General features: G+C 59.2%; 19 protein-coding genes. 11 read left to right on the top strand and 8 right to left on the bottom strand.

Features of this window, described 5'->3' with window-relative positions; all coding sequences use genetic code 11:
• Positions 1 to 13: 13 nt before the first annotated feature.
• Positions 14 to 619 carry a ubiquinol-cytochrome c reductase iron-sulfur subunit gene (gene petA, locus ELE36_RS05215; protein WP_129832076.1) on the bottom strand — a complete coding sequence of 202 codons (606 nt, stop codon included), beginning with the start codon at positions 617 to 619 and terminating at the stop codon, positions 14 to 16.
• Between the two features lie 205 nt (positions 620 to 824).
• On the opposite strand from petA, the gene ELE36_RS05210 reads away from it, so the two are divergent.
• Complete coding sequence (locus ELE36_RS05210) at positions 825 to 2,060, top strand: S1C family serine protease (RefSeq protein ID WP_129832075.1); 1,236 nt, start codon at positions 825 to 827, stop codon at positions 2,058 to 2,060.
• A 978-nt stretch (positions 2,061 to 3,038) separates the two neighbouring features.
• Complete coding sequence (locus ELE36_RS05205) at positions 3,039 to 5,645, top strand: pre-peptidase C-terminal domain-containing protein (protein WP_277987064.1); 2,607 nt, start codon at positions 3,039 to 3,041, stop codon at positions 5,643 to 5,645.
• A 134-nt stretch (positions 5,646 to 5,779) separates the two neighbouring features.
• Here ELE36_RS05205 and ELE36_RS05200 read toward each other — a convergent pair whose 3' ends face one another.
• Positions 5,780 to 6,811 carry a lytic transglycosylase domain-containing protein gene (locus ELE36_RS05200; RefSeq protein WP_129832074.1) on the bottom strand — a complete coding sequence of 344 codons (1,032 nt, stop codon included), beginning with the start codon at positions 6,809 to 6,811 and terminating at the stop codon, positions 5,780 to 5,782.
• Between the two features lie 194 nt (positions 6,812 to 7,005).
• Between ELE36_RS05200 and miaB the strand changes: the two genes are divergently transcribed.
• The 3 genes from miaB to ELE36_RS05185 all read left to right on the top strand — a co-directional run bounded on the left by miaB (position 7,006) and on the right by ELE36_RS05185 (position 9,873).
• Positions 7,006 to 8,361, top strand: coding sequence for a tRNA (N6-isopentenyl adenosine(37)-C2)-methylthiotransferase MiaB (gene miaB / locus ELE36_RS05195; RefSeq protein ID WP_129832073.1), 1,356 nt, complete (start codon positions 7,006 to 7,008; stop codon positions 8,359 to 8,361).
• Positions 8,362 to 8,410: 49 nt separating this feature from the next.
• The gene (locus ELE36_RS05190; protein WP_129832072.1) at positions 8,411 to 8,944 is read left to right on the top strand and encodes a M48 family metallopeptidase; all 534 of its coding nucleotides are present in this window, start codon (positions 8,411 to 8,413) and stop codon (positions 8,942 to 8,944) included.
• Between the two features lie 227 nt (positions 8,945 to 9,171).
• Positions 9,172 to 9,873 carry an SH3 domain-containing protein gene (locus tag ELE36_RS05185; RefSeq protein ID WP_129832071.1) on the top strand — a complete coding sequence of 234 codons (702 nt, stop codon included), beginning with the start codon at positions 9,172 to 9,174 and terminating at the stop codon, positions 9,871 to 9,873.
• Between the two features lie 102 nt (positions 9,874 to 9,975).
• Here the strand turns inward: ELE36_RS05185 and ELE36_RS05180 are convergent, their stop codons facing one another.
• The gene (locus tag ELE36_RS05180) at positions 9,976 to 11,451 is read right to left on the bottom strand and encodes a S10 family peptidase (protein WP_129836627.1); all 1,476 of its coding nucleotides are present in this window, start codon (positions 11,449 to 11,451) and stop codon (positions 9,976 to 9,978) included.
• A gap of 323 nt (positions 11,452 to 11,774) precedes the next feature.
• Here ELE36_RS05180 and ELE36_RS20275 point away from each other — a divergent pair, with 323 nt between their 5' ends.
• Complete coding sequence (locus ELE36_RS20275) at positions 11,775 to 14,033, top strand: choice-of-anchor Q domain-containing protein (RefSeq protein ID WP_165371485.1); 2,259 nt, start codon at positions 11,775 to 11,777, stop codon at positions 14,031 to 14,033.
• A gap of 225 nt (positions 14,034 to 14,258) precedes the next feature.
• Here the strand turns inward: ELE36_RS20275 and ELE36_RS05160 are convergent, their stop codons facing one another.
• On the bottom strand, positions 14,259 to 14,708 hold the full coding sequence (locus ELE36_RS05160; protein ID WP_207215864.1) for a hypothetical protein: 450 nt from the start codon (positions 14,706 to 14,708) through the stop codon (positions 14,259 to 14,261).
• 211 nt (positions 14,709 to 14,919) lie between these two features.
• Here ELE36_RS05160 and ELE36_RS05155 point away from each other — a divergent pair, with 211 nt between their 5' ends.
• The 5 genes from ELE36_RS05155 (at position 14,920) to corA (ending at position 19,819) form a co-directional block, all read left to right on the top strand.
• On the top strand, positions 14,920 to 15,948 hold the full coding sequence (locus ELE36_RS05155; RefSeq protein ID WP_129832067.1) for a PhoH family protein: 1,029 nt from the start codon (positions 14,920 to 14,922) through the stop codon (positions 15,946 to 15,948).
• A 29-nt stretch (positions 15,949 to 15,977) separates the two neighbouring features.
• Positions 15,978 to 16,427 carry an rRNA maturation RNase YbeY gene (gene ybeY, locus ELE36_RS05150; protein WP_129832066.1) on the top strand — a complete coding sequence of 150 codons (450 nt, stop codon included), beginning with the start codon at positions 15,978 to 15,980 and terminating at the stop codon, positions 16,425 to 16,427.
• Positions 16,428 to 16,695: 268 nt separating this feature from the next.
• The gene (locus tag ELE36_RS05145) at positions 16,696 to 17,451 is read left to right on the top strand and encodes a CorC family transporter (RefSeq protein WP_129832065.1); all 756 of its coding nucleotides are present in this window, start codon (positions 16,696 to 16,698) and stop codon (positions 17,449 to 17,451) included.
• Between the two features lies 1 nt (position 17,452).
• On the top strand, positions 17,453 to 18,718 hold the full coding sequence (locus ELE36_RS05140) for an Lnb N-terminal periplasmic domain-containing protein (RefSeq protein ID WP_165371484.1): 1,266 nt from the start codon (positions 17,453 to 17,455) through the stop codon (positions 18,716 to 18,718).
• 99 nt (positions 18,719 to 18,817) lie between these two features.
• On the top strand, positions 18,818 to 19,819 hold the full coding sequence (gene corA / locus ELE36_RS05135) for a magnesium/cobalt transporter CorA (RefSeq protein ID WP_242512370.1): 1,002 nt from the start codon (positions 18,818 to 18,820) through the stop codon (positions 19,817 to 19,819).
• A gap of 33 nt (positions 19,820 to 19,852) precedes the next feature.
• Here corA and ELE36_RS05130 read toward each other — a convergent pair whose 3' ends face one another.
• The 4 genes from ELE36_RS05130 to ELE36_RS20490 form a co-directional block, all read right to left on the bottom strand.
• Entirely contained in the window at positions 19,853 to 21,136 is a 1,284-nt protein-coding gene (locus ELE36_RS05130; protein WP_129832063.1) for an RNA polymerase sigma factor, read from the bottom strand.
• A gap of 82 nt (positions 21,137 to 21,218) precedes the next feature.
• A complete protein-coding gene (locus ELE36_RS05125) occupies positions 21,219 to 21,581 on the bottom strand; it encodes a DUF1428 domain-containing protein (protein ID WP_129832062.1) in 363 nt (120 codons plus the stop codon).
• Between the two features lie 180 nt (positions 21,582 to 21,761).
• The gene (locus ELE36_RS05120) at positions 21,762 to 22,181 is read right to left on the bottom strand and encodes a VOC family protein (RefSeq protein WP_129832061.1); all 420 of its coding nucleotides are present in this window, start codon (positions 22,179 to 22,181) and stop codon (positions 21,762 to 21,764) included.
• A 109-nt stretch (positions 22,182 to 22,290) separates the two neighbouring features.
• Positions 22,291 to 23,145, bottom strand: coding sequence for a YciI family protein (locus ELE36_RS20490; protein ID WP_207215863.1), 855 nt, complete (start codon positions 23,143 to 23,145; stop codon positions 22,291 to 22,293).
• Between the last annotated feature and the right edge of the window lies 1 nt (position 23,146).

Here is a 23,146-nt window from a genome sequence, read left to right as displayed (position 1 = left end):
GGAACGCCAGCCATTACGCAGCTCCTTCAGGATTTACGCCAATGACGATCTGTGTGTCGCTGACCACACGATACGGCGGCACCGGCAGGTTGGCCGGCGCGGGCACGCCCTGGAAAACGCGACCGGACATGTCGTAGCGCGACTTGTGGCACGGGCAGAAAAATCCGCCCTTCCAATTCGGGTCGAACGGCTCGGGAGTGAGTTCACCGACGTACTTCGGCGAACAGCCCAGATGGGTGCAGACGCCGACCAGCACCAGCAATTCGGGGTGCTCTTTATGCGAACGAAATTCGTTCTGCGCAAATGCCGGTTGCTGTGAGGTGTTTTCCGATTTCGGATCGCGCAACAACGCGTCCAGGCTCGGCAACACCGCAAGTTGTTCCTTGGTTCGGCGCACGATGAAAATCGGTGAGCCACGCCATTCGGTGATGAGCATCTGGCCCATTTCCAGTTTGGAAATATCCTGTGTCACCGGTGCACCGGCCAGTTTGGCCTTTGCGCTTGGCTCCCAGTACTTGAGAAAAGGCACAGCCGCAGTAATCGCTCCAACACCACCCACGACCGCAGTCGTGGCAGTAAGGAAGCGGCGACGGCCATGATTCACGCCTTCGTTCGCCATCCGGCTCTCCGCATGATCAACATTGAGAAAAAGGAACGGGAGTGAACCCCCGAAAAATCGTGATAGTTTAACGAAGCGCACCGCGACGCACAACGAATTATGATGCGCGCTCAGACTGGCGCTGCTGACCTGCGGCGAAACTGGTGCGCGCTTTCGCTACTATGCGTTGGGCACGACTGCAGAAATATTGTCACTCGAGAGTTCAATGAAAGCACCCGTTCGAACCGCCCTCTTTCTGCTGCAATTCATCGTCCTCGGACTCGCGTTGGCGTATGTAGTCAACCAGTTCTGGCCAAATGCGGCCGAGCAAGTTCGCGGCAGGCTAGGCACAAAGCCAGTGACCTCGGCGCAATCTGCGAACGTCGCCGCCGCAACATCCGCGCAGGCCGATGCAACGCGGGCGCATAACAGCAGGAATCCGCAGTCGTCTACAGATGATGGCGGGCGCGCGTCGTACGCCGATGCCGTCAGCCATGCCGCGCCAAGCGTGGTGAATATTTATGCGAATAAAGTGGTTCCGATCCGACGCGGTTACATCAGCCCGCAGATCCAGCGTATGTTTGGCGGCGGCGTGGTCGGACCGATCGAGAAAGGTCGCCAGCGCAGTCTTGGTTCCGGCGTGATCTTCCGCGCGGACGGTTATGTACTGACCAACAACCATGTCATCGCCGACGCCGATGACATCCAAGTATTACTGTACGACGGACGTGTTGCACAGGCGCATGTGATAGGCACGGATACAGATACCGATCTTGCGGTGCTGAAAATAGATGCCTCGAATCTGCCAGCGATCGTTATTGCGGATCAGGCGCCAGCCAATGTCGGCGACGTCGCTCTGGCGATCGGCAATCCGTTCGGCTTCGGCAAAACCGTGACGATGGGAATCGTCAGCGCGACGGGTCGCCAACTTGTGCAAAATCCCTACGAGGATTTCATCCAGACTGATGCGGCGATCAACAGCGGCAATTCGGGTGGGGCGCTGGTGAACGCCTACGGTGAACTGATCGGCATCAATACCGCCGTATTCCGCCAGAACGGCGGCGCTGAAGGTTTCGGTTTTGCCATCCCCGTGACAACGGCAAAATGGGTGCTCGACCAGATCATCGCCAATGGTCGCGTGATCCGCGGCTGGCTCGGCATCGAATACGATGATGTAAAAGTGCCGATCAATAGTGGGCTGCCCGCAGCGGCGAGCGGTGTCGATGTGGTCGACATGTATGCCGACGGTCCGGCGGTCAAAGCCGGCCTGCGCGTGCACGACATCCTGCTCAAGCTCAACGATGAACCGATAGTCGGTCAGAATGAACTGCGCAATCGCGAAGCGCATATTGCCCCCGGCACGAAGATCAAGATCGAGGGCCTGCATGAGGGCGGCATTCCATTCAGCGCCGAACTCACGCTGATGCAGCGCCCAGCAGTGAGTGCGCCTGCAGGCGGATGATCGAACGTCGGGCTGCCGTCGGCAGTCCACGCGAAAGACCTCTTCTCCAACTTTACGCAGCGCGTGTCTCGCGCCTAGCGCGCAGTTCTACGTGCGCAGCGAATACCACGTCTTCAGCACTGCCACATCGGGCGATTGAATGTTTGATGCGAACGCTCGAGATATTGCGCTTCGTTGGCTGATATTCCATTCGCCGGAAGCATGCTCAATCTCTGCCCGGAACAACATTGTCAAACCTGCATGAGCATCGGCGCCGGTTTTTGCCGCGCGTTTTTTTGACGGAACATTTCGCATCACATGTCGCGCCGCGTTCGCTGGCTTCGCTGGATCAGACTGGAGCTTGGCCTTCCGGAAAAATAGGCTTGAGGATCGAAACATCCGTCATGTTATTTATCAAACAAACTATTTAAATGCGCGATATATAACTCAGCGCTTTTTTTGGCTTGCATCAGCTAGGCGTAATGTAAATAAATCACGCCGAAAAGCCGTGTGCAAATGCACGCAAATTTCTTTTTACGGCAAGTTTCGGGGCACAAATTACCGCAATCTTCGTAGATTTTTTTCTCTTTGAATCAGTGTCCTGATCCGTACCCGCTCGAATGGTTTCAGACGAAACGGATTATATTTATCGCTGAGTCTTAAATTAAATTAATGATGCGCCGCAATATATCGCGAAAAGTATCAATGACTTATGGCACTTGCTCGCTTGACCGTCAGAAAAACCGCTGTTACGCTCCGCCGCGCTCAGAGTTAAAGCGGCTTCAAGTTTAGCTCAAAGTGCATTAGCAGCGCCCGATTTGTTCTTTGTGAATACTCCGCGCCGCAGCTACCGTAATTACGAATGATGCGCTCGCCCTTTGGGGAAAGGCTGAGCGTGCAACAGTGCAAGCCAAACAGGGAAAACTAGAAATACAGAAATAAAACACTGGAACCGCATACGCGGTATCCCATTTACACCAACTCGTTGGAGGTAATTTCGTGTCAATTTCAAAACTCGCAATCCTGCGCCGCAAGGCGTCTGTTCTGACTCAATCCATCCTTGTATCCACCGTCATTGCGGCACTCGCCTCTTCTTCGGCAAGCGCCAGCGACAACGGCCTCGCTTCGCTGGGTAGCAACAGCGTAGCGACCCTCGCCAGCGCCACATCGCTGCGCAACGGCGATGTCGTCAACGGTCTGTTGCCGTTCACCGCACCGATGCACATCGAAGTCGCTCTGAAAGTACGCAACCGCGCTCAGCTCGATACCTTTGTGGCAGCCGCCGCCCATCCGAACCGCTTGCTCACGCAATCCAGCGTGATGAGCAGCGAAGAGTTCGTTGCCAATCACGCCCCGACCGAAGACAAGGTGCAGCAAGTCGTCGACTTCCTCGCCAGCGCTGGTTTCAAGAACATCGTGGTGGCACCGAATCGCCTGCTGGTCTCGGCGGACGGCAGCGCCGACATCGCCCAAGCCGCGTTTGCGACCTCGTTCGCTCGTGTGCGTACCGCTGATGGTCGCGATGCATTCGCCAATACCGATGCCGTTCGCATTCCGGCCGCGTTGCAGGACACCGTTCTGGCCGTGCTGGGTCTGCAGACCGTGCATCAGGCGCACACGATGATGAAGGCCCTGCCGGGTCCGCAGCCACTTTCCGTGACCGGTCACTTCCCGACCGAGTTCTCGGCAATCTATGGCGGCACGGGCGTGGCCACTGGCGCTGGCGTCACCGTCGGCATCATCACCCAGGGCAAGATCACCCAGACCATTACCGATCTGAATACCTTCACGTCGAACAATGGCCTGGCCACGGTCACCACCCAGACGATCAACACCAACGGCACCAGCACGGACGTCAGCGGCCTCGGCGAATGGAGCCTGGATAGCCAGGACATCGTCGGCATGGCCGGCGGTCAGATCGGCAAAATCATTTTCTACAACATCCCGACCTTGTCGAACGCCAACCTCACCGCCGACATCAATACAGTGGTATCGGCCAACGCGACCAAGATCATCAACATGTCGCTCGGCGAATGCGAAACCGACGCGCAGAGCGATGGTTCGGCAGCCGCTGACGACCAGTTGTTTGCGCAAGGCGTGGCGCAGGGCCAGACCTTCTCGATCTCGACCGGTGACTCCGGTGCTGACGAGTGCGGCAATGGCGGCACAACACCAAGCAATCCGGCCAACTCGCAGTACGTAATCGCCGCAGCCGGTACGACGTTGAACGCATCGACGTCGACCTGGAGCAGCGAAACCGTCTGGAGCGGTAGCGGTGGCAGCCAGAGCACCTACGAGCCGAAGCCAAGCTGGCAGACGCTGTGGACCGGTCCGCGTCGCGGCGTGGCCGACATCGCATTTGATGCTGATCCGAACTCCGGTTCGAAGGTCATCGTCAGCGGTGCGACCCAGCAAATCGGCGGCACAAGTCTCGCTGCACCGATCTTTGCCGGCATGTGGGCGCGCGTCATTGCGGTCAAGGGTACGGCAGTCGGCTTCGCCGGACCGTTGATCTATAACCTGCCAGCGTCGGATTTCCATGACGTTACCTCGGGCAATAATGGCGGCTCCACCGCAGCGGTAGGTTATGACCTTGCCAGCGGTCGTGGCAGCATCATCCTGAACACGGCGATCAACCACATCGGTGGCACCGCTACTCCGGATTTCACCCTGTCCGATGCCCCCGGCAGCGCCAGCGTGACCCAGGGCGCCAACGCCACGAGCACCATCAGCGTGACCGATTCCGGTGGCTTCACCGGTAGCGTCGCCCTGACCGCTTCAGGCCTGCCTTCTGGCGTGACCGCGTCGTTCAGCCCAGCTAGCACCACCAGCACCAGCACCCTGACCTTGACCGCCAGCGCCACGGCGACCACGGGTCCGGCCACCATCACCATCACCGGTACTTCCGGTTCGCTCTCGCACACGACCAGCCTCGCGCTGACCGTGAACGCGGCGGGCGGTGGCGGCGGTAATGTGTTGGTCAACAACGTCGCCGTGACCGGTTTGTCCGGTGCGACCGGTGTGCTCTCGGCCGATTACACCTTCACCGTTCCTGCTGGCGCCACTGCAGCCACCGTAGCCATTTCCGGTGGTACCGGTGATGCCGACATGTATGTGCAGAACGGTGCAGCACCGACCCTGACCAGCTACAGCTGCCGTCCGTATGTCTCGGGCAATGCGGAGAGCTGCACGCTGACCGCGGGCAATACCTACCACATCAAGCTCAATGCGTATGCCGCTTATTCCGGTGTGAGCCTGGTTGGCAAGTACACCGCTGGTGGCGGTGGTGGTGGCGGTAACGTGCTGAGCAACAACGTCGCCGTGACCGGTTTGTCCGGTGCGACCGGCGTGCTCTCGGCCGATTACACCTTCACCGTTCCTGCGGGTGCAACCGCGGCGACCGTGAAGATCTCCGGTGGTACGGGTGATGCGGACATGTATGTGCAGGTAGGCGCCGCGCCGACCCTGACCAGCTACAGCTGCCGTCCGTATGTGTCCGGCAATGCTGAAAGCTGCACGCTGACGGCGGGCAATACCTATCACATCAAGCTCAATGCGTATGCTGCCTACTCGGGTGTGACCCTGCTCGGCAAGTACACGCCGTAAGCTGTCACGCTTGATGGCCGATCCGCCGCACTAATAGGCGGATCGGTTGATCGATCAAAAGAAAACTCCCGGTCTGCGAAGGCCGGGAGTTTTTGTTTTTGGGAACTTGAAACCGCTCGATAAAAAATTCGCGGTTAATTCGCCGCCACTGGCATACCGGCATAACGCTGCCGCAAGGTGCCGACGCGCTCGACGTAAACCTGCGTTTCATCGAATGGCGGCACACCTGCGTACTTGCGCACGTTCGCTTCGCCGGAGTTGTACGCAGCCGCCGCGAGACGTTCATCGCCGTTGAAGTGCTTGAGCAACTGCGCCAGATACTGCGCCCCGCCGCGAATATTTTCCGCGGCATTCCACGGATTGACCACGCCGAGATCGGTTGCCGTATCCGGCATCAGCTGCATCAAACCTTGCGCACCCTTGGACGACAATGCGTTCGGATTGAATGCCGATTCGGCATGGATCACCGCCCGCAACAGTGCTTCCGGCACGCCGAACTGCAGCGCCGCGGTGACTACTTCATCGTGATAAGCAAGCAGATTCAGCGCGGTATGATTCCAGTCGATCGGCGAATGCACATCGCAGGCGCTGCAGGTGGCGATATAAGTGAACAACACTTCGATCGGACTGTGATCGCGCGGTTTGACATTGGTGTATTCGACGATGCCGTTGGCGCGCGAAACCTTGTAAACGGAGCCGCGTTGCACCTTGAAATCGGTCGCAGCTGTGGCTGCCGCCGCCGGTGGTTTCAGCCAAGGATTGACACTGACCTCGGACGCCAGCGGCGTCGCGCTTGCAGGACTCACCGCCGCGGTAGCGCTGACTGCAGCATTGATCGGCGCCGGCAAAGTTTCCGGCAGCGACGCGCCAGGTCCCGATCGATAATTCGGATTGCTGACCTTGGTAGTATCGATACCTGCCGACTTCGTCTGCGTCTTCAGCGGCGGCGGATCGACGAAGCTCGACAGCTTCACGCAGTCGATGAGACCCGCAGGTTTGTTGGTATAGGCGATCTGGCCTTCGCCATTCACGCATTTGTACAACGCACCGGCGTGAGCAACGCCGTGTACCGTTAACCCAAGCAGCGCGCCGATCGCCCAACGCAACGCGTCGTGCCTGCTGCGCGGTGGGCAGCGATCATCAATGCGTGGGGAAAGAAAAGCCATAATGCGTACTAGTTTCAACCGTATATAACCTTTTGCCAAGCGCCGCGGTGTTTTGTGGCGTTATTGACCGCGATCAGGCGCAACGGTTCTGGCCGGATTTTCCGCATTTATCGCCGCACACAACGAGCGCTTGCTAGCCGCAGCCCGATGCGGCGCGTAAACTATTGGGCTGTCTCGCTTTCCTGCAAACGCCCATGTCCGGCAAATTGTTCGTCAAAACCCACGGCTGCCAGATGAACGAGTACGACTCGGCCAAGATGGTCGATGTGCTGGTCGCCGCGCATGGCCTGGAAGTCACCGATGTCGAAGCCGATGCCGATGTGATTCTGGTCAACACTTGCTCGATCCGCGAAAAAGCCCAGGAAAAAGTGTTCTCGCAACTCGGGCGCTGGCGCAAGTTGAAACTCGCCAAACCGCATCTGGTGATTGGTGTGGGCGGATGTGTGGCATCACAGGAAGGTGCGGCGATCGTCGAGCGTGCGCCGTATGTCGATCTCGTATTCGGGCCGCAGACCTTACACCGTCTGCCGCAAATGATCGATGCGCGCCGTGCGAGCGGTCAGCCACAGGTCGATATTTCGTTCCCGGTGATCGAGAAATTCGACCACTTGCCGGCACCGCGCAAAGAAGGGCCGAGCGCGTTTGTCTCGATCATGGAAGGCTGCTCGAAATATTGCGCATTTTGCGTCGTGCCATATACGCGCGGCGAAGAAGTCAGCCGCCCGTTCGATGATGTGCTGGCCGAAGTCGCGGCACTGGCTGAACAGGGTGTGCGCGAAATCAATCTGCTCGGGCAAAACGTCAACGCCTATCGCGGACCGATGTTCGATGGCGAATTCGCCGACCTCGCGCTGCTGATCCACTACATCGCGCAACTCGACGGCATTGGCCGCATCCGTTTCACCACCTCGCATCCGCTGGAGTTTTCCGACTCGCTGATCGAGGCTTATGCAAACGTACCGAAGCTCGCGAATTATCTGCATCTGCCGGTGCAGTCCGGATCGGATCGCATCCTCGCGGCGATGAAGCGCGGTTACACCTCACTTGAGTTCAAGCACAAGCTGCGCAAGTTGCGCGCGGTGCGCCCTGACATCAGTATTTCTTCGGATTTCATCGTCGGATTTCCAGGCGAAACCGAAAAGGATTTCGCCGCGACGATGAAGCTGATCGACGATGTCGGTTTCGATCAGAGCTTCAGTTTCATCTACTCGAAACGTCCCGGCACACCGGCGGCGAATCTCGCCGACGACACGCCCGAGGAAGAAAAAAAGCAGCGCCTAACTCATCTGCAAACCACGATCACCGCCAACTCGGATCGTATTTCGCGCAGCATGATCGGCAGTGTGCAGAACGTATTGGTCGAACGCACCAGCACCAAGGACAGCAACGAGCTTTGTGGTCGTACCGAGAACATGCGTTACGTGAATTTCCCAGGCGATCCGCGCATGATCGGTCAATTCGTCGATGTCGTGATTACGCATGCGATGACCAATTCGCTGCGCGGTCGTGTGTATCAATCCGAGCCGCTCACCCTCGCGGCCGCGAGCTGATTGCCCAGCCCGCCGACGGTTCGCTGATCGTACCTGACCTCGTACTTCCATGACGCCGCTCAAGTACCTCGGCGCGTATCCAGCCAGCGTGCAGGACAAGGTGCGCGAGATGATTGCGCAGGACCGGCTCGGCGAATATCTCGGCAAAAAATATCCGGCACGCCATGCCGTACAAAACGACAAGGCGCTGTACGCCTACACGCAAACCTTGAAGCAGGATCATCTGCGCAACGCGCCGGCGATCGACAAGGTGCTGTTCGACAATCGGCTCGATCTCACCCATCGTGCGCTCGGTTTGCACACAGCGGTTTCGCGCATCCAGGGCAACAAACTCAAGGCCAAGAAAGAAATCCGCATCGCCGCCTTGTTCAAGGAAACCGCGCCCGAGTTTCTACGCATGATCGTTGTGCACGAACTTGCACACCTCAAAGAACACGATCACAACAAGGCGTTTTATCAGCTCTGCGAATACATGGAATCGGATTACCACCAGCTCGAATTCGACCTGCGTGTGTATCTCACCTACCGCGATCTCGCGGCGCGCGCAAAAACCCCGAGTGACGATTCCGCCGGATCGTCATGATGCCGCAGGTGCCGCGGATGCGGGCCAAAACAGCATTCTTTTGCGCTGACTCACATGCGCGTTTGCCGCGCCGAAGCGCGCCGAAGCGCGCCGATATCAGCGCATTTCGCGCCACCCGCACACACGTAAAGACTTGTTAGCAACGCCCGGTCGCGATGGATTTATCGCATTCACGGGAGTAGAACTTGCGCGTATATAAAATCGGTGCACACAAAGGGAGAAACGATATGAAACGCTTGCTCTGTATTGCGATTATTGCGCTGACTTTTGGCGCGCCGTTGATTGCTTCTGCCTCGCCCGGTTTCATCACTGCGTCGCTGAATCTGCGATCCGGCCCGGACACCGACTATCCACCGGTAGATGTCTTGCCGGCGGGCATCGGCGTGGATATCCAGGGCTGTATCGATGGTTATGCGTGGTGTGATGTGATCGTCGACGGCAACCGCGGCTGGGTCGCCGGACAATACGTGCAATACGAATACGAAAACCGTCGCGTGTATGTCCACGATTACGGCGCACGCATCGGCATCCCGATCGTCGCGTTCGCCCTCGGCGCATATTGGGACAGTTATTATCGGCAACGTCCGTGGTACCACGATCGCGAGCGATGGGTCGGATCGAGCCATGGTAATCGACCAGTGTTTGTCGGCCCGAACCCGGGCTATCACAGCGGGCCGGGATATCACTCAGGCCCGGGCTACCATCCCGGCAATCCTGGCTACCACCCACAGGTACACGAATCACATCCGGTGGTGATCAATCATCCGCAAAACTATGGGCACAACGGGCCGGTTGGCAACCCGCCCGGACACAACGGCCCTGGCGGTAATCCACAGGAGCATCACGACGCTCATCCGGCACCGCATCATGACGACAACCATCACGACGAACACGGCCATGATGATCACGGCCACGAGCACGAGCATTGATCGATAAGTTCAGCGTTTATCGCTGAACAAAAGACCGGCAATATCGATTGCCAGTGTGATCGAAAGGCCGCGACGGATTGATGCTGTCGCGGCCTTTTTTTATCAGTGCGCGGCGTAGACGGCCATCACATCACGACGCATCGCCGCGCTGCTGTCGGCGCGGCTGTAGAACATGTGGCCGCCGGGATATTCCTTCACCTGCACGCGGTTCGGATCACCCATAACAGGCATCTGATCGACGATCAGTTTCGAGGCCATAAACGGACACGACAGATCACCCCAGCCATGCACGATGAGCACCTGTAATTTGGAGTCAATCGCCACCGATTGACGCAGCTGTTCGACCGAGCCTTTGCGTCCCTCTTCGCCGCGATCCCACAATCGGTTCACTTCGTAACTCAGCGCGTTGTAACGGCCGGCAAATTTCCAGCCGACCGTGCGCGTGACAAAATCCACCATCGCCGTGGTGGTCGGCGCGATGATGCCATCGAGAATCGGATCGTTGGTGCGCTGCTCGGGATCGAACGGAAACGGATCCCAGCCGGTGACGTTGGAATCGTAACGGCTGCCGAGCTTGCCTTCGCCGCGATAAATCTCGCGCAGATAGGCCTGCGTTTCCAGGCGACCACCAGCACGACGCACAAAGGCGGCATCGAGTCCGGTCAGTTCGGTGACACGCTTGACGATGCGCTCGACCGCCTGCGGATCGGAGCGGCCCTTGAGCAGGTCGGTGACGTATTCGCCGCGAGTGTAATTGATGATCTCGGCCATCGCAGCATCGGTCAGTTTTCCATGACGCTCTAGGTTCGCCGCAGCGATACTCGGCAAGGTCAACATCCATGGCAATGGCGAAAGATCGCCGCCTTCCGACGCAGTCGGTTCTAGATACGGCGATACCAGCACGAGGCCATTCATCGCCACACCGAGCCGCGTCTGCAAATAATGCGTGATGCGCGGGCCGCGAAAACCGCCGTAACTTTCACCGACCAGATATTTACGCGACGTGAGTCGGCCGTTCTTCACGAGCCAGTCGTAGATCACGCGCGACAGATAATTGATGTCGGCATCGGTGCCGTAAAATTCTTTCTTCGCATCTTTTTCTTCGACCCGCGCACGGCTGAAACCTGTGCCGACCGGATCGATGAAAACGAGATCGGTGAAGTCCAGCCATGTGCCCGGATTATCCATCGCCGTGGCGGGGTCGGAAGGGCTATTCCCTTCGCTGCCGAACTGCACTCTTTTCGGTCCGAGCGCACCGAGATTCAGATACACCGATGAAGCACCCGGCCCACCATTGAGCGCGAACGTGATCGGCCGATCGCGACCAGGCATCGTGTAGGCGGTGAACATTACATCGGCGATGACTTTGCCTTTGTCATCCAGCACCGGCAATGATCCAACTGTTGCGTCGTAATTGATTTTCTTGCCGCCGACCGTCGTGGTTTCGTGGATGGTTTTGTCGACGGGAAACGGCGGCAACTTGCTGCTGTCATCCTTGCCCGCCTCCTTGCCATCTTTCGGCGCCTCATCGGCGGCACTCGCCAAAATCGGCACAGTCACGATCAAACATGCCGCCATCGCGACGGTTACAAAACGCTTCAACACGGGATACCACCTTGAGTCGGCTGCGAGCACAATCAATCAGGGTAGCCGCATCTGCGGCGGCAACGATGTGCCAGAAGACATGTCACGCATCAGGTCGCAGCGATTGCGCCCACTCCGGCATGCTGCGTCGTCCGTTGTGCGAGCAGTGCATCCAAAGTGATCGTCGCTCACCAGATCCAGCCGCTCCAGCGGCACGGTGTGGGCGGAGAAGCGTTGCATGATTGTGGCGATTTCGGGAGTTTCTCAACAGGCTGCTAGACTCGGTGCTTTACGTACAGCCAATTCTGGGGAACTGCATGCGTCCATCGTCCAAGCCGATAGTCTCACTATCGGCCTTTGCCCTGTTGTTGTCGGCGATCGCCATGCCGGTGAAGGCCACCACGCTGACCGTCACCAGCACCGCTGAGCCGGTCGCGGCCACCACCAATGACTGCGTCGGCAACCAGTGCGCGACATTGCGCGGTGCGGTCAATGCCGCGGCCTCCGGCGACACGATCGTGTTCGACAAGGCCGCGCTCGACGGGCAGACGATCATTCTGACGCTGTCGACCAACGATCTTTCCGCCGGCAGCACTGAATTCGGCCCTTCGGCATTTTTCATTACCGGCGGCAAGACGCTGACCATCGATGCGACGGCGAACGGCTTGAGCCAGGGTGTCACGATCGCACGCTCTGGTGCTGGCGGTACGGCCAACTTTCGCCTGTTCGATATCGGCGGTGGCAGCACCCTGAGCTTGCGCGGGCTAACTCTGCACAATGGCCTCGCGCAGGGCGGCAGCAGTAGTGGGGGCGGCGGTGCATTGGGCGCGGGCGGAGCGATCTTCAATCGCGGCGCGCTGGATTTGCAGCAGTGCGCGCTGGTCGGCAATGTCGCGCAAGGTGGTCAAGTGAGTGCAGCCGGATCCACTGGCGGTGGCGGCGTCGGCGAGACAGCCAACTCCGGTAACGGCGGTGGCCCGCATGGCGGAACCGGGGCAGGTAACGTGAGTGGTGGCACCGCGGCCCCAGGCGGCATCGGCGGTTTGGGCGGCGGCGGCGGCCAGGGAGGTAACAGTAGCAGCGGTGGCAATGGGGGCGACGCGGGCAGCGGCGGCTTCGGCGGCGGCGGCGGCAGAGGCGGAAATGCCAGCGCGGGCGATCCTGGCCGAATTGCGGGCCATGGCGGCGATGGTGGCTTTGGCGGCGGCGGCGGCGGCGGCGGTTTTGCCATTTCCATCTCGAACGGCGGCATCGCCGGCTTTGGCGGGGGCAATGGTGAATTCATCATTCAAGGCGGCGGTGGCGGCGGCATGGGCGGTGCGATCTTCAACGATGCGGGCACGGTTACCCTCACCAATGTGACCCTGGCAGAGAACCGTGCGAGCGGCGGCCGTGGTGGCAACGGCTCCGCCGGCAAGGGTTCCGGCTACGGCGGCGCGATTTTCAACTATGCGGGCCAGCTGACGCTTAGCTACGTCACCGCCGCTGACAACATGGTGATAGCAGGAACGGTTGGCACCGGCGGCAACGCACAGGGCGGTGCGATTTTCAGTCTTGGCGATACCTTGGCCAACTGCAGTGCAGGCGGAAATATCTGTGCGAGTGGCGGCACGGCAACCTTCACCATCTCGAATAGCATCGCCGCGAACAGCACCGGCACAACGACCGATGTCGTCTCGCATACCTCGTATGCCGATGCCAGCGTATATGTTCCCAACGCGACCACGCAAACCGGCACGGTGACGCTGGGCACGTTGCCTGCACCGCTGCACGGCGGACTGGTCGACGTGATGATTCCGCCGTTGGGCAGTTCGGCCATTGATGCGGGTGGAACCGGACCGTGTGCCGTGAGCACCGACCAGCGCGGTGTTTCCCGCCCGCAAGGCGCGGCCTGCGATATCGGCGCCGCAGAAAACGACAGCCTTTTCAGCAACGGTTTCGAGGCCACGCCAGCGCCGGCGCTCGTCCAGTGCAGCGGCATGAACAAACACACCGACTCGCTGATCGAAACCTTTGTCGGCCCGACATTGAGTATGGATTGGACGCAACAGGGCAATGGTGGCGCCGTGACGCTAAGCCACGGCATCAGCCTTGCATCCGGCACCACGACCTTCCCGTTCATCACGTCCGCTACGCCGATCATTCCGGCCGCCGGCGATTTTTCGGTGCGCTGGAGCGCCCGCTACACAAACTTCGCCAATCAAGGCACCGGTACGCTGGTATTGTCGAATGGACTGCCGGCAAACGGCGCCAACGACGATGTCGCCCTGCGCAGCGCCAGCGCCTGGCAGGACAGCGGCGGCTTCATCGTGCGCGCACGTACAACCGCGAGCACGTACAACAGCGTATTCACGGAGAATCCTGCACAAAACAATCCGCATGATATCGAGTACTGCTGGATCGGCAGCCAAAGCTCGATCAAGGTATGGGTTGACGGCACACGCCAACTGCAAGCCCCCAACACCGGCCTCACGCGCCCGACTTCGCTGTGGTTCGGCAATCCTGTGGTTGCTGGCGGAACCGCATGGAGCAGCTTCAAACTCGATCACGTGTATGTGCGCAGCGTGAGTCCGTGATGCAGGCAAGGAGAGCGCATCATGCCTTTCTGCAAAACAATAATTGGTGATTCGCTGATCTGAATATCCGTACCGGAAATGATCGAAGATCGCGCGCCACGCGATCTTCGATCGAAACATGCGAGAGCATCCTCAGCTACTGCAAATCAGTCCGTGCAATCACGGAGCCTTGCGATTGATGCAGCCTGTGAGCGTGGCTATTTCGAGAAGTCTCTCAACAACCTGCTAGTGCGTTGGCGCCGTGGCATTTTTCTCGTTGAAATAAACGCGCGCATGAGCGCTTTCTTCAGCCTTGGGATGATATTCCTGCCACTCATCCTGCTCGGTCTTGCGATAACGAATCACGTTCTTTTCGACATCGATCTGATAGAACGGAAAGACCTCGCGCAAGTTGAAGAACGCAGCCGGCGCAAAGAAAATGATGTCGACCGCCAGATGCCCGCCTTTGAAGCTCAGCGGAAGTATTCCGTAAAACGGTTCGAAGCCGGTTTCCACTGCCTTGAACTCATAGTTGCCGAAGCTTGTGCCTTTGAGTTTTTCGCTGGCCGGCAAGGTCAACTGTTTTTCCCTGATGGCGACAGTAGTGCCGGGATGCGGCGAGGTGATGGTGGTAATCGACGAGCACGCTGCAAGCAGCAGCGTCGCCAAAGTGGCGATGCAGATTGATGTTTTCATTATTCCCCTTTCTATCCCTGATAACTAAATACGGCGAGCTTGGTTAATCCTGCGTGCTGGCCTCGCCGCGATCTTACTGCAACACGCGAAAAAATATAGCGAACCCTCACAACTTTCCCACACCATGCCAGTCTCGTGATGCGCACTGCGTGCTGATCACGGTACCGCCAAGCAGTAGCGCATCGCCCCGCGTGCGAGTTACCCTGACCACATGACTGAAATCACCCATCGCGACCTCGCGCTTGATCCCGAGGACAACGAACGTCTGGCCAATCTTTGCGGGCCTTTTGACGAACATCTGCGCCAGATCGAGTTGCGGCTCGGTGTCGAGATCAACCATCGCGGCAATCTGTTTCGTTTACTCGGCGCCGAGCACTCAACCAGGCTCGCGGCGAAGGTGCTGCGTGATTTGTACGACGGCACCGAGGACGAACCGCTGACCGCGCATAACCTGAATTTGTATCTGCAGGAATCCGGTATCGAAGAACTCGATGCGCGCGCCGCCGAAGGTGCGCAGGAAATCACGATCAAGGTGAAACGCGGCGTGGTGAAAGGTCGCGGCCCGAACCAGCAACGCTACCTCCATGCGATCGCCACGCACGACATCAATTTCGGCGTCGGCCCGGCTGGCACCGGCAAAACCTATCTGGCCGTGGCGATGGCCGTGGAAGCGCTGGAAACGAATCGTGTGCAGCGTTTGATCCTTGTGCGTCCGGCGGTCGAGGCCGGCGAAAAACTCGGATTTCTGCCGGGGGATCTGAGCCAGAAAGTCGATCCGTATTTGCGCCCGCTGTACGACGCACTGTACGAAATGCTCGGCTTCGAAAAAGTCAGCAAGCTGATCGAGCGCAACGTGATCGAAGTGGCGCCGCTCGCGTACATGCGCGGTCGCACGCTCAACGATTCGTTCGTGATACTCGATGAAGCGCAAAACACCACGGTCGAGCAGATGAAGATGTTTTTGACGCGACTTGGTTTCGGCTCGAACGCGGTGATCACGGGCGACGTGACCCAGACCGATCTGCCGAAACACCAGACCTCGGGCTTGCGTCAGGCGATCGAAATCCTGCGCGACGTCAACGGCATCAGCTTCACTTTTTTCACCGCCAAAGACGTCGTGCGCCATCCGCTGGTGCAGCGCATCGTGCGCGCGTACGAGGCCTTCGATCTGCAGAGTTCGCAGCAGGAAGCGTTACGCAAAGCGGAACAGGCAAAACGTCGCGACGAGACACCATCGTGATAACGGCACGTTGCTGCGAAAAATAAACGATGCTGCAACTTCATCTTTCATACGCAGTAGCGCGCGCAGGAATTCCAGCTGCGGTTTCGTTTCGGCGCTGGGTTGCGGCAACGTTGCAGCAACAACGCCGGCGTTCGGCGGAATTGTCGATCCGTCTCGTCGATGGCGCCGAAGGTCGCGAACTCAATCAGCAATATCGCGGCAAGGATTACGCGACCAATGTGCTGTCGTTTCCGGTCGAACTGCCGCCCGGTATCAAACTGCCGCTGCTCGGCGATCTCGTAATCTGCGCGCCGGTGGTCGCGCGCGAGGCAGCGGAGCAAGACAAAAAACTGCGCGATCATTACGCCCATCTGACCGTGCACGGCGTGTTGCATCTGCTCGGACACGATCACGAAATCGAGGCCGAAGCCGAACGCATGGAAGCGATCGAACGTCGTATTCTGGCCGGCTTGGGAATCCCCGATCCGTACGCGTAACCACGACGATTGCGCAATCCCGGCATGCGGTCGGGCCCACAATAAGCTGCAAAAATTTCGAGGTTTGTATTGAATTTCATGATCTTATGAAAATTCGGCGGACGCGAAATTTCTGCATCGCGGCCGTCTTGAGTTAAACTAATGCGTCCGCCCCAAGGGCATGACTCCGAACATCCATGAGCGAGGACCACCCTAGTCCCCTGCCCCCAAATCCTGGTTCGCGCGCCTCGGCCAAGCCTTCTCCGGCGAGCCGCGCAGCCGCGAAGAGTTGATCGAGGAACTGCGCACCGCCCAGGCCAACGGCCTGCTCAGCAACGACACCTTGTCGATGCTCGAAGGCGCGATTGAAGTTTCGGAACTGCAAGTCAGCGATGTGATGGTGCCGCGCGCGCAGATGGTGTCGGTGTCGGTAGATGCCGCGCTCGCCGAAATTCTCGATATCGCACTGTCGTCCGGCCACTCGCGTTTTCCCGCCCATGGCGAAGACAAGGACGACATTCTCGGCGTGCTGCTGGCGAAAGATCTGCTGCAATGTTTTGTGGTCGGCGCGCCAGCCTGCGATATCCGCGCCCTCGTGCGTCCGGTGATTCTGATTCCGGAATCGAAGCGGCTGAATATCCTGCTCAAGGATTTCCGCCAGAGCCGCAATCACATGGCGATCGTCGTCGACGAATACGGCGGCGTCGCCGGCCTGATCACGATCGAGGATGTGCTGGAACAAATCGTCGGCGAGATCGACGACGAACACGACGACGACGATCCGGCCGAACAGTTGCACATCCAGGCGCAGGCCGACGGTGCCTACCTCGTCAGCGCGCTCACGCCGATCGCGGATTTCAACGACCATCTCGGCAGCAATTTCGGCGACGACGAATTCGATACCGTCGGCGGTCTGGTCACGTCTGAAATCGGCCATTTGCCCGAGTCCGGCGAAGAAGCCGTGATCGGCCAGTTCAACTTTCAGGTGACCAAGGCCGACGACCGGCGCGTGCATCAGTTTTGCGTCCGCATCAACGAGGCTTGAGGTGCGCGTTGACGTTTCGCATCGCCGCTGCCTGTCGCTGATCGCCCGTTTTTTCCTGCTGTTTTTTCCTATCAGCCTCGGCCATGCCGACGAAGCGAACTGGACCGCCGGACAGCCCGGTGAAAATCTCAACATCGCGTTGGTGACGTTCGGCCCCGGTGAGGAAATCTGGGAACGTTTCGGCCACAACGCGCTGCTGGTCGAGGATCGCAATACCGGCGAGGCGCGCACCTACAACTACGGCATCTTCGATTTCGGCGAAGCGGATTTTTTGCCGAACTTCCTGCGCGGCATCATGCGCTATCGCATGGACGTTAATGAGGCCAATCAGGATTTAGCCGTTTATACGGCTGAAGGGCGTTGGATCCAGCGTCAAGATCTGAACCTGAGTCCGGCGCAGCGGCTCAAGCTCGATCAGTTTTTGCAGTGGAATCTTCGCCCCGAAAATGCGCATTACCGCTACGATTATTTTCGCAGCAACTGCTCGACCAAAGTACGCGACGCGTTGAATCTCGCGCTCGGCGACACATTGCATTTGCAGACCGCATCGCCATCGCGCGGTTTCAGCTATCGCATGGATGCACTGCGTCTGATGCGCCCGGAATTCTGGGCAATGATCGGCATGGACATCGGCCTCGGCCCGCTTGCCGATCAGCGCCTGTCGTTCTGGGACGAAAGTTTTGTGCCGACCGAGCTCATGCGCCATCTGCGCGAGCTGAGTGTTCACGACGATGCTGGCCAGTCCGTGCCGCTAGTCGCGCGCGATGTGCTGCTGGCCAAGGCGGCCATTCCGGATCCGCCGGAATTTGCGCCGTATTGGGTCTGGCAGTTTTTCGCGATCGGCATCGCTTTTTCGCTACTGCTGATCTGGCTCGCGAAACGCCGCGATCGTTCGTGGGCGCGCTACAGCCTTGCCACGCTGAGCAGTGTCAGTGTGTTGATGCTCGGCCTCTCCGGCTTGCTGCTGATCGTATTGTGGGCGTTCACCGAACATCAGTTCGCGTGGCGCAACGAAAACCTGCTGCTGTTTAATCCGCTGTGCCTGTTGCTGCTGCCGAGCTGGATCGCGAGTGCGCGCGCACGCTGGCTGCCGAGTCGTTTTGCACGACGCTTGACCGTGCTGATCGTCGTACTCGCGGCATTCGCCTGGTTCGCCAAGATCCTGCCGTGGTTCCCGCAGGACAATCGGCAGTGGATCGCGCTGCTGCTGCCGGTGCATGTGGCGTTGCTGCTGGCGCAAAACTACGCCAGACATCGTCGCGGCTGAATCACTCCTACGTCGCGCGCATCCAGCACTGCCCTCGCGATTGCCGTTGCAACGTCAACTCCGGCATGATCGCGTGATATCGACAACGGAATTGCGCCCATGATGTTGCCCAGCACAAGTCAGCCGAACGAACCGATGGTGGTGAATTGCGCCGTCTATTCGAAAGAAACCGGACGCAAGCTCAACGACATCACGATCGAGGCGATCAGCGATGTGCTGCCGCGCACCGACTGTTTTGTCTGGGTCGGATTGCATGAGCCCGACGAAGCCCTGCTGGAAAAACTGCAGGAAGAATTCGGCCTGCACGACCTCGCGATCGAGGACGCGCATCTCGCGCATCAGCGGCCGAAGATCGAGGTGTATGGCGATTCGCTGTTCATCGTCATCCACACCGCGCAAGTGGTCGAAGGCAAGATCCGTTTCGGCGAAACGCATATCTTCATCGGACCGCGCTACTTCGTGACCGTGCGCCACGGCGCATCGTTGTCGTACGCGCCGGCACGCAAAAGTTGCGAGCAGACGCCCGAGCTGCTCGTGCTCGGCCCGAGTTATGTGCTGTATGCGGTGCTCGATTTCATCGTCGACAATTTCCTGCCGATCGTGAATACCTTCCAGGAAGAACTCACCGCACTCGAGAAGGATATTTTTCACGACACCTTTCGCCGTGAAACGCTTGAACGCCTGTATCGACTGAAACGCGAGCTCGTCACGTTGCGCCTCGCGGTATCGCCGTTGCAAGACATCCTGAACCAGCTCACGCGCTTTTTCCCGAACCTGATCTGCGACGAAGTGCGCGTGTATCTGCGCGATGTATTCGATCACGCCGCGCGTATCAGCGACGCCACCAACGCCATGGGCGAACTGCTCAGTTCAGCGATGACGGTCAACATGTCGATGGTGACGGTGAGCCAGAACGAAGTCGTCAAACGCCTCGCCGGCTGGGCCGCCTTGCTCGCCGCGCCTACGTTGATCGCGAGCTGGTATGGCATGAATTTCCACAACATGCCCGAGCTCGAAAACGGCTATCACTACATGATCGGCGCGACCGTGCTGATCTGCACGAGTTTGTTCATATGGCTCAAACGCTCGAAGTGGCTTTGAGGTCAGACCTTTTTTGCGAATTCCGGTATTTTTTTAGATTCGCGGCGAAGACGATTCACGCAAACACGCCGCCGCGCGCGCCAGTAGCAACTCGCGCGCGCGCACATTTCGGGTCAGTGCCGCGGCACGCTTGAATTCTGTGCGCGCCTCTTCATAACGCCCGAGCTTGGCGAGCAGGTCGCCACGCACGCCGGGCAATAAATGGTAATTGAGCAGCGCCGGCTCGCCGATCAGCGCATCGACAATTTCCAGACCTGCCGCCGCGCCGAATGCCATCGCTACCGCCACGGCGCGATTCAATTCCACCACCGGCGATGGCGCCAGTTGTGCGAGTGCATCGTACAGCGCAGCGATACGTTCCCAGTCGGTTTCCGCGGCGACATGCGCGCGCGCATGGCATGCGGTGATCGCGGCCTGCAACGCATACGGACCGAACGCGCCGCCGAGTTTCTCCGCGCGTTTCAATGCGGCCAGGCCGCGCCGGATCAGCAGTTGATCCCAGCGCGCACGATTCTGTTCGAGCAACAGAATCGGCGCGCCGTTTGCCCCGCTGCGCGCGCGCAGTCTGGATGCCTGGATTTCCATCAGTGCGACCAGGCCATGCACTTCCGCTTCCTGCGGCACAAGCTCGGCGAGAATTCGACCGAGGCGCAATGCTTCCTCGCATAACGCGGGTCGCATCCAGTCCGCGCCGGCGGTCGCCGAATAACCTTCGTTGAAGATCAGGTAGATCACTTCGAGCACCGAAGACAAACGCGCAGCGAGTTCGCTTTTTCGCGGCACTTCGAACGGAACGTGCGCTTCGGCCAGCGTACGTTTGGCGCGCACGATGCGTTGCGCCAGCGTGGCTTCAGGAATGAGAAACGCGCGCGCGATTTCGTCGGTAGTCAGGCCGCCGAGCAAGCGCAGCGTGAGCGCAATCCGCGCCTCGGTCGACAGCACCGGGTGACAGGCGATGAACACCAGTCGCAACAGGTCATCGCCGATATCGTCATCCAGCGCGACCTCGATCGCGGACGTGCTCAACGCATCGTCTGCGGCAAGTTCGTCGGCGAGCTCCTCGTGCTTGCGCTGCAACAGCTTGCTGCGGCGCAAGCGATCGATCGCGCGATGTTTGGCCGCCGTCATGAGCCATGCGCCGGGATTGTCCGGCACACCCGATGCGGGCCATTGTTCAAGCGCGGAAACCAATGCGTCCTGCGCGAGTTCTTCGGCCAGACCGACATCGCGCACGAGCCGCGCGATGCCGGCGATCAGCCGCGCCGACTCGATCCGCCAGACTGCGTTGATGGCGCGATGGGTCTCCGTGATCGTCACGCGTATGCGATCGCCATCATGGGCTGGAAGCGCCTACGATTCCCGGGACAGTCCACTGCTCACCAATTTGGACTGCACCCATTCACAGCTCAACCAGGGTCTTGAAGCCGCCGAAGATCATGCGTTTGCCATCGAAAGGCATGGTTTTCGGATCCATCATGCTGGCCAGGCGTGGATCTTTCATCACCAGGGCCATGATGCGATCGCGATCCTTGCGCGATTTGTAGACAATCCACGAGAACACCACGATCTCGTCCGGCTTAAGCTTGACGCTCTGCGGAAACGACGTGAGTTTGCCCGGTGGCGCGTCGTCGGCCACGCACTCGCGGTATTCCAATGCACCGTGTTCGCGCCAGATCTTGCCTGCCTTGCGCGCCATGCGGCGGTAGGCATCCAGTTTTTTTGTGGGAACAGGAACCACAAATCCATCGACGTAATGAGCCATCTCAACTCTCCTTGCGTGGGGGACAATTATTGCCTGGACGATAATCGCAGCGCTGCCGTTGCGCTTGCCGAATCAGTTTGCGCTTCTTCCGCGCCCAGTATCGCCACTTGCGTTCGATCGCGCAAAAAACAGCGCTCGATCAAGGCCGCTCTCGCTGGTATCGATAGCGGCTGGCGCAATTCAGACTTTTGTCGCGCCACCATTGATCATCCACGGCGTGCCAAAACGATCGGTCAACATGCCGAAGGCCTCGACCCAGAAAGTCTCAGCGAAAGGCATGTTGACTGCACCGCCGTCGGCCAACGCGTCGAATACTTTTTGCGCTTCGGCCACTGTGGTGTAAGCCAGCGACAGCGCGAAACCGCTCATGCCCGGATAGGCGCGACCGACCATCCAGTCGGACGCCATCAGGATGCCGCCGGGAAAAACCAGGCGCGCGTGCATGATGCGTGCGGCACTGTCTGCCGGCACCTGTGCTGTCGCCGCGGGATCATCGGCGTGGGTCATCGACAGATCGATCTTGCCGCCCAGCGTGCGCTCGTAATAGCGCATGGCTTCGGCGCAGTTGCCATCGAAAAACAAATAGGCGTTCAGTTGCATGGTGATTCCTTTGCTGAATGATTGGTTGCGAAATTGTTTGCTGCATGATGACGTCGAATCAGAGCGGACGGAATCGACAGCATGGAAGAAATATTCTTGATGCGATGAATCAGGCTTGCGCTGTGCGCTGGTGTGCGGCGCGCGGAACATCCTCACGCAGGAGTTCTTCGGCGAGCCTGATTTCGGGCATGAACTCAGGCGTGAAATCAGCGGCTTCGTAGAGCGGACGAATCTCGACCTCGAACTCGGTATGCGGATCACGCGGATACGGATAATTCTCGACCCAGTCAATCGCGTCCTGCATCGAGCCCGCACGCATGATCCAGAAGCCGGCGATCATTTCCTTGGCCTCGGTGAATGGCCCATCCATCAGCGCCGGCCGGCCTTGCGCAAATTTCAAGCGTGCACCCCGCACGCTCGACTGCAAACCTTCACCGGCGAGCAATATCCCGGCCGCGACACCTTCGGCATTGCGCTGCGCCATCGCCGCCAGCACTGCTGCGCTGGGGCTGATACCGGCCTCGGTATCCGAGTCGGATTTCAGCATGATCATGAAACGCCGCTGCGGCACGGCACTGGTCGGCGGCGGCGAGACATCGATGCCAGGCAAATTGCCGGCGCAGCCGAGCTCGCGAATTTCGAGCTCGACATTGCCGTCGCCATCCTGCGCGGGCCAGCGTCGCGCGAGTTCGATCGCTTCTTCGCGCGATGCGACATCGATCATCGTGAAACCCGCGATCAATTCCTTCGCCTCGCTGAAAGGTCCATCGATAATCCGCGCCTTGCCACCCAGCAATTTCACACGCACACCTTGTGCGCTCGGCTGCAGACCCTCGCCAGCGAGCATCGTACCGGCCTTCAGCAATGCCTCGTTGTACTGGCCCATCGCCACGAGAAGACTCTGTGGCGGCAGCACTCCGGCCTCGGTGTTTTTATCGGCCTTGCGCAGGATCATGAATCGCATG

This window comes from Pseudolysobacter antarcticus, assembly GCF_004168365.1.
Taxonomy (GTDB): Bacteria; Pseudomonadota; Gammaproteobacteria; order Xanthomonadales; family Rhodanobacteraceae; genus Pseudolysobacter; species Pseudolysobacter antarcticus.
The sequence above is the reverse complement of the archived record's forward strand: the minus strand, read 5'-3'. Positions and strand labels throughout refer to the sequence as shown.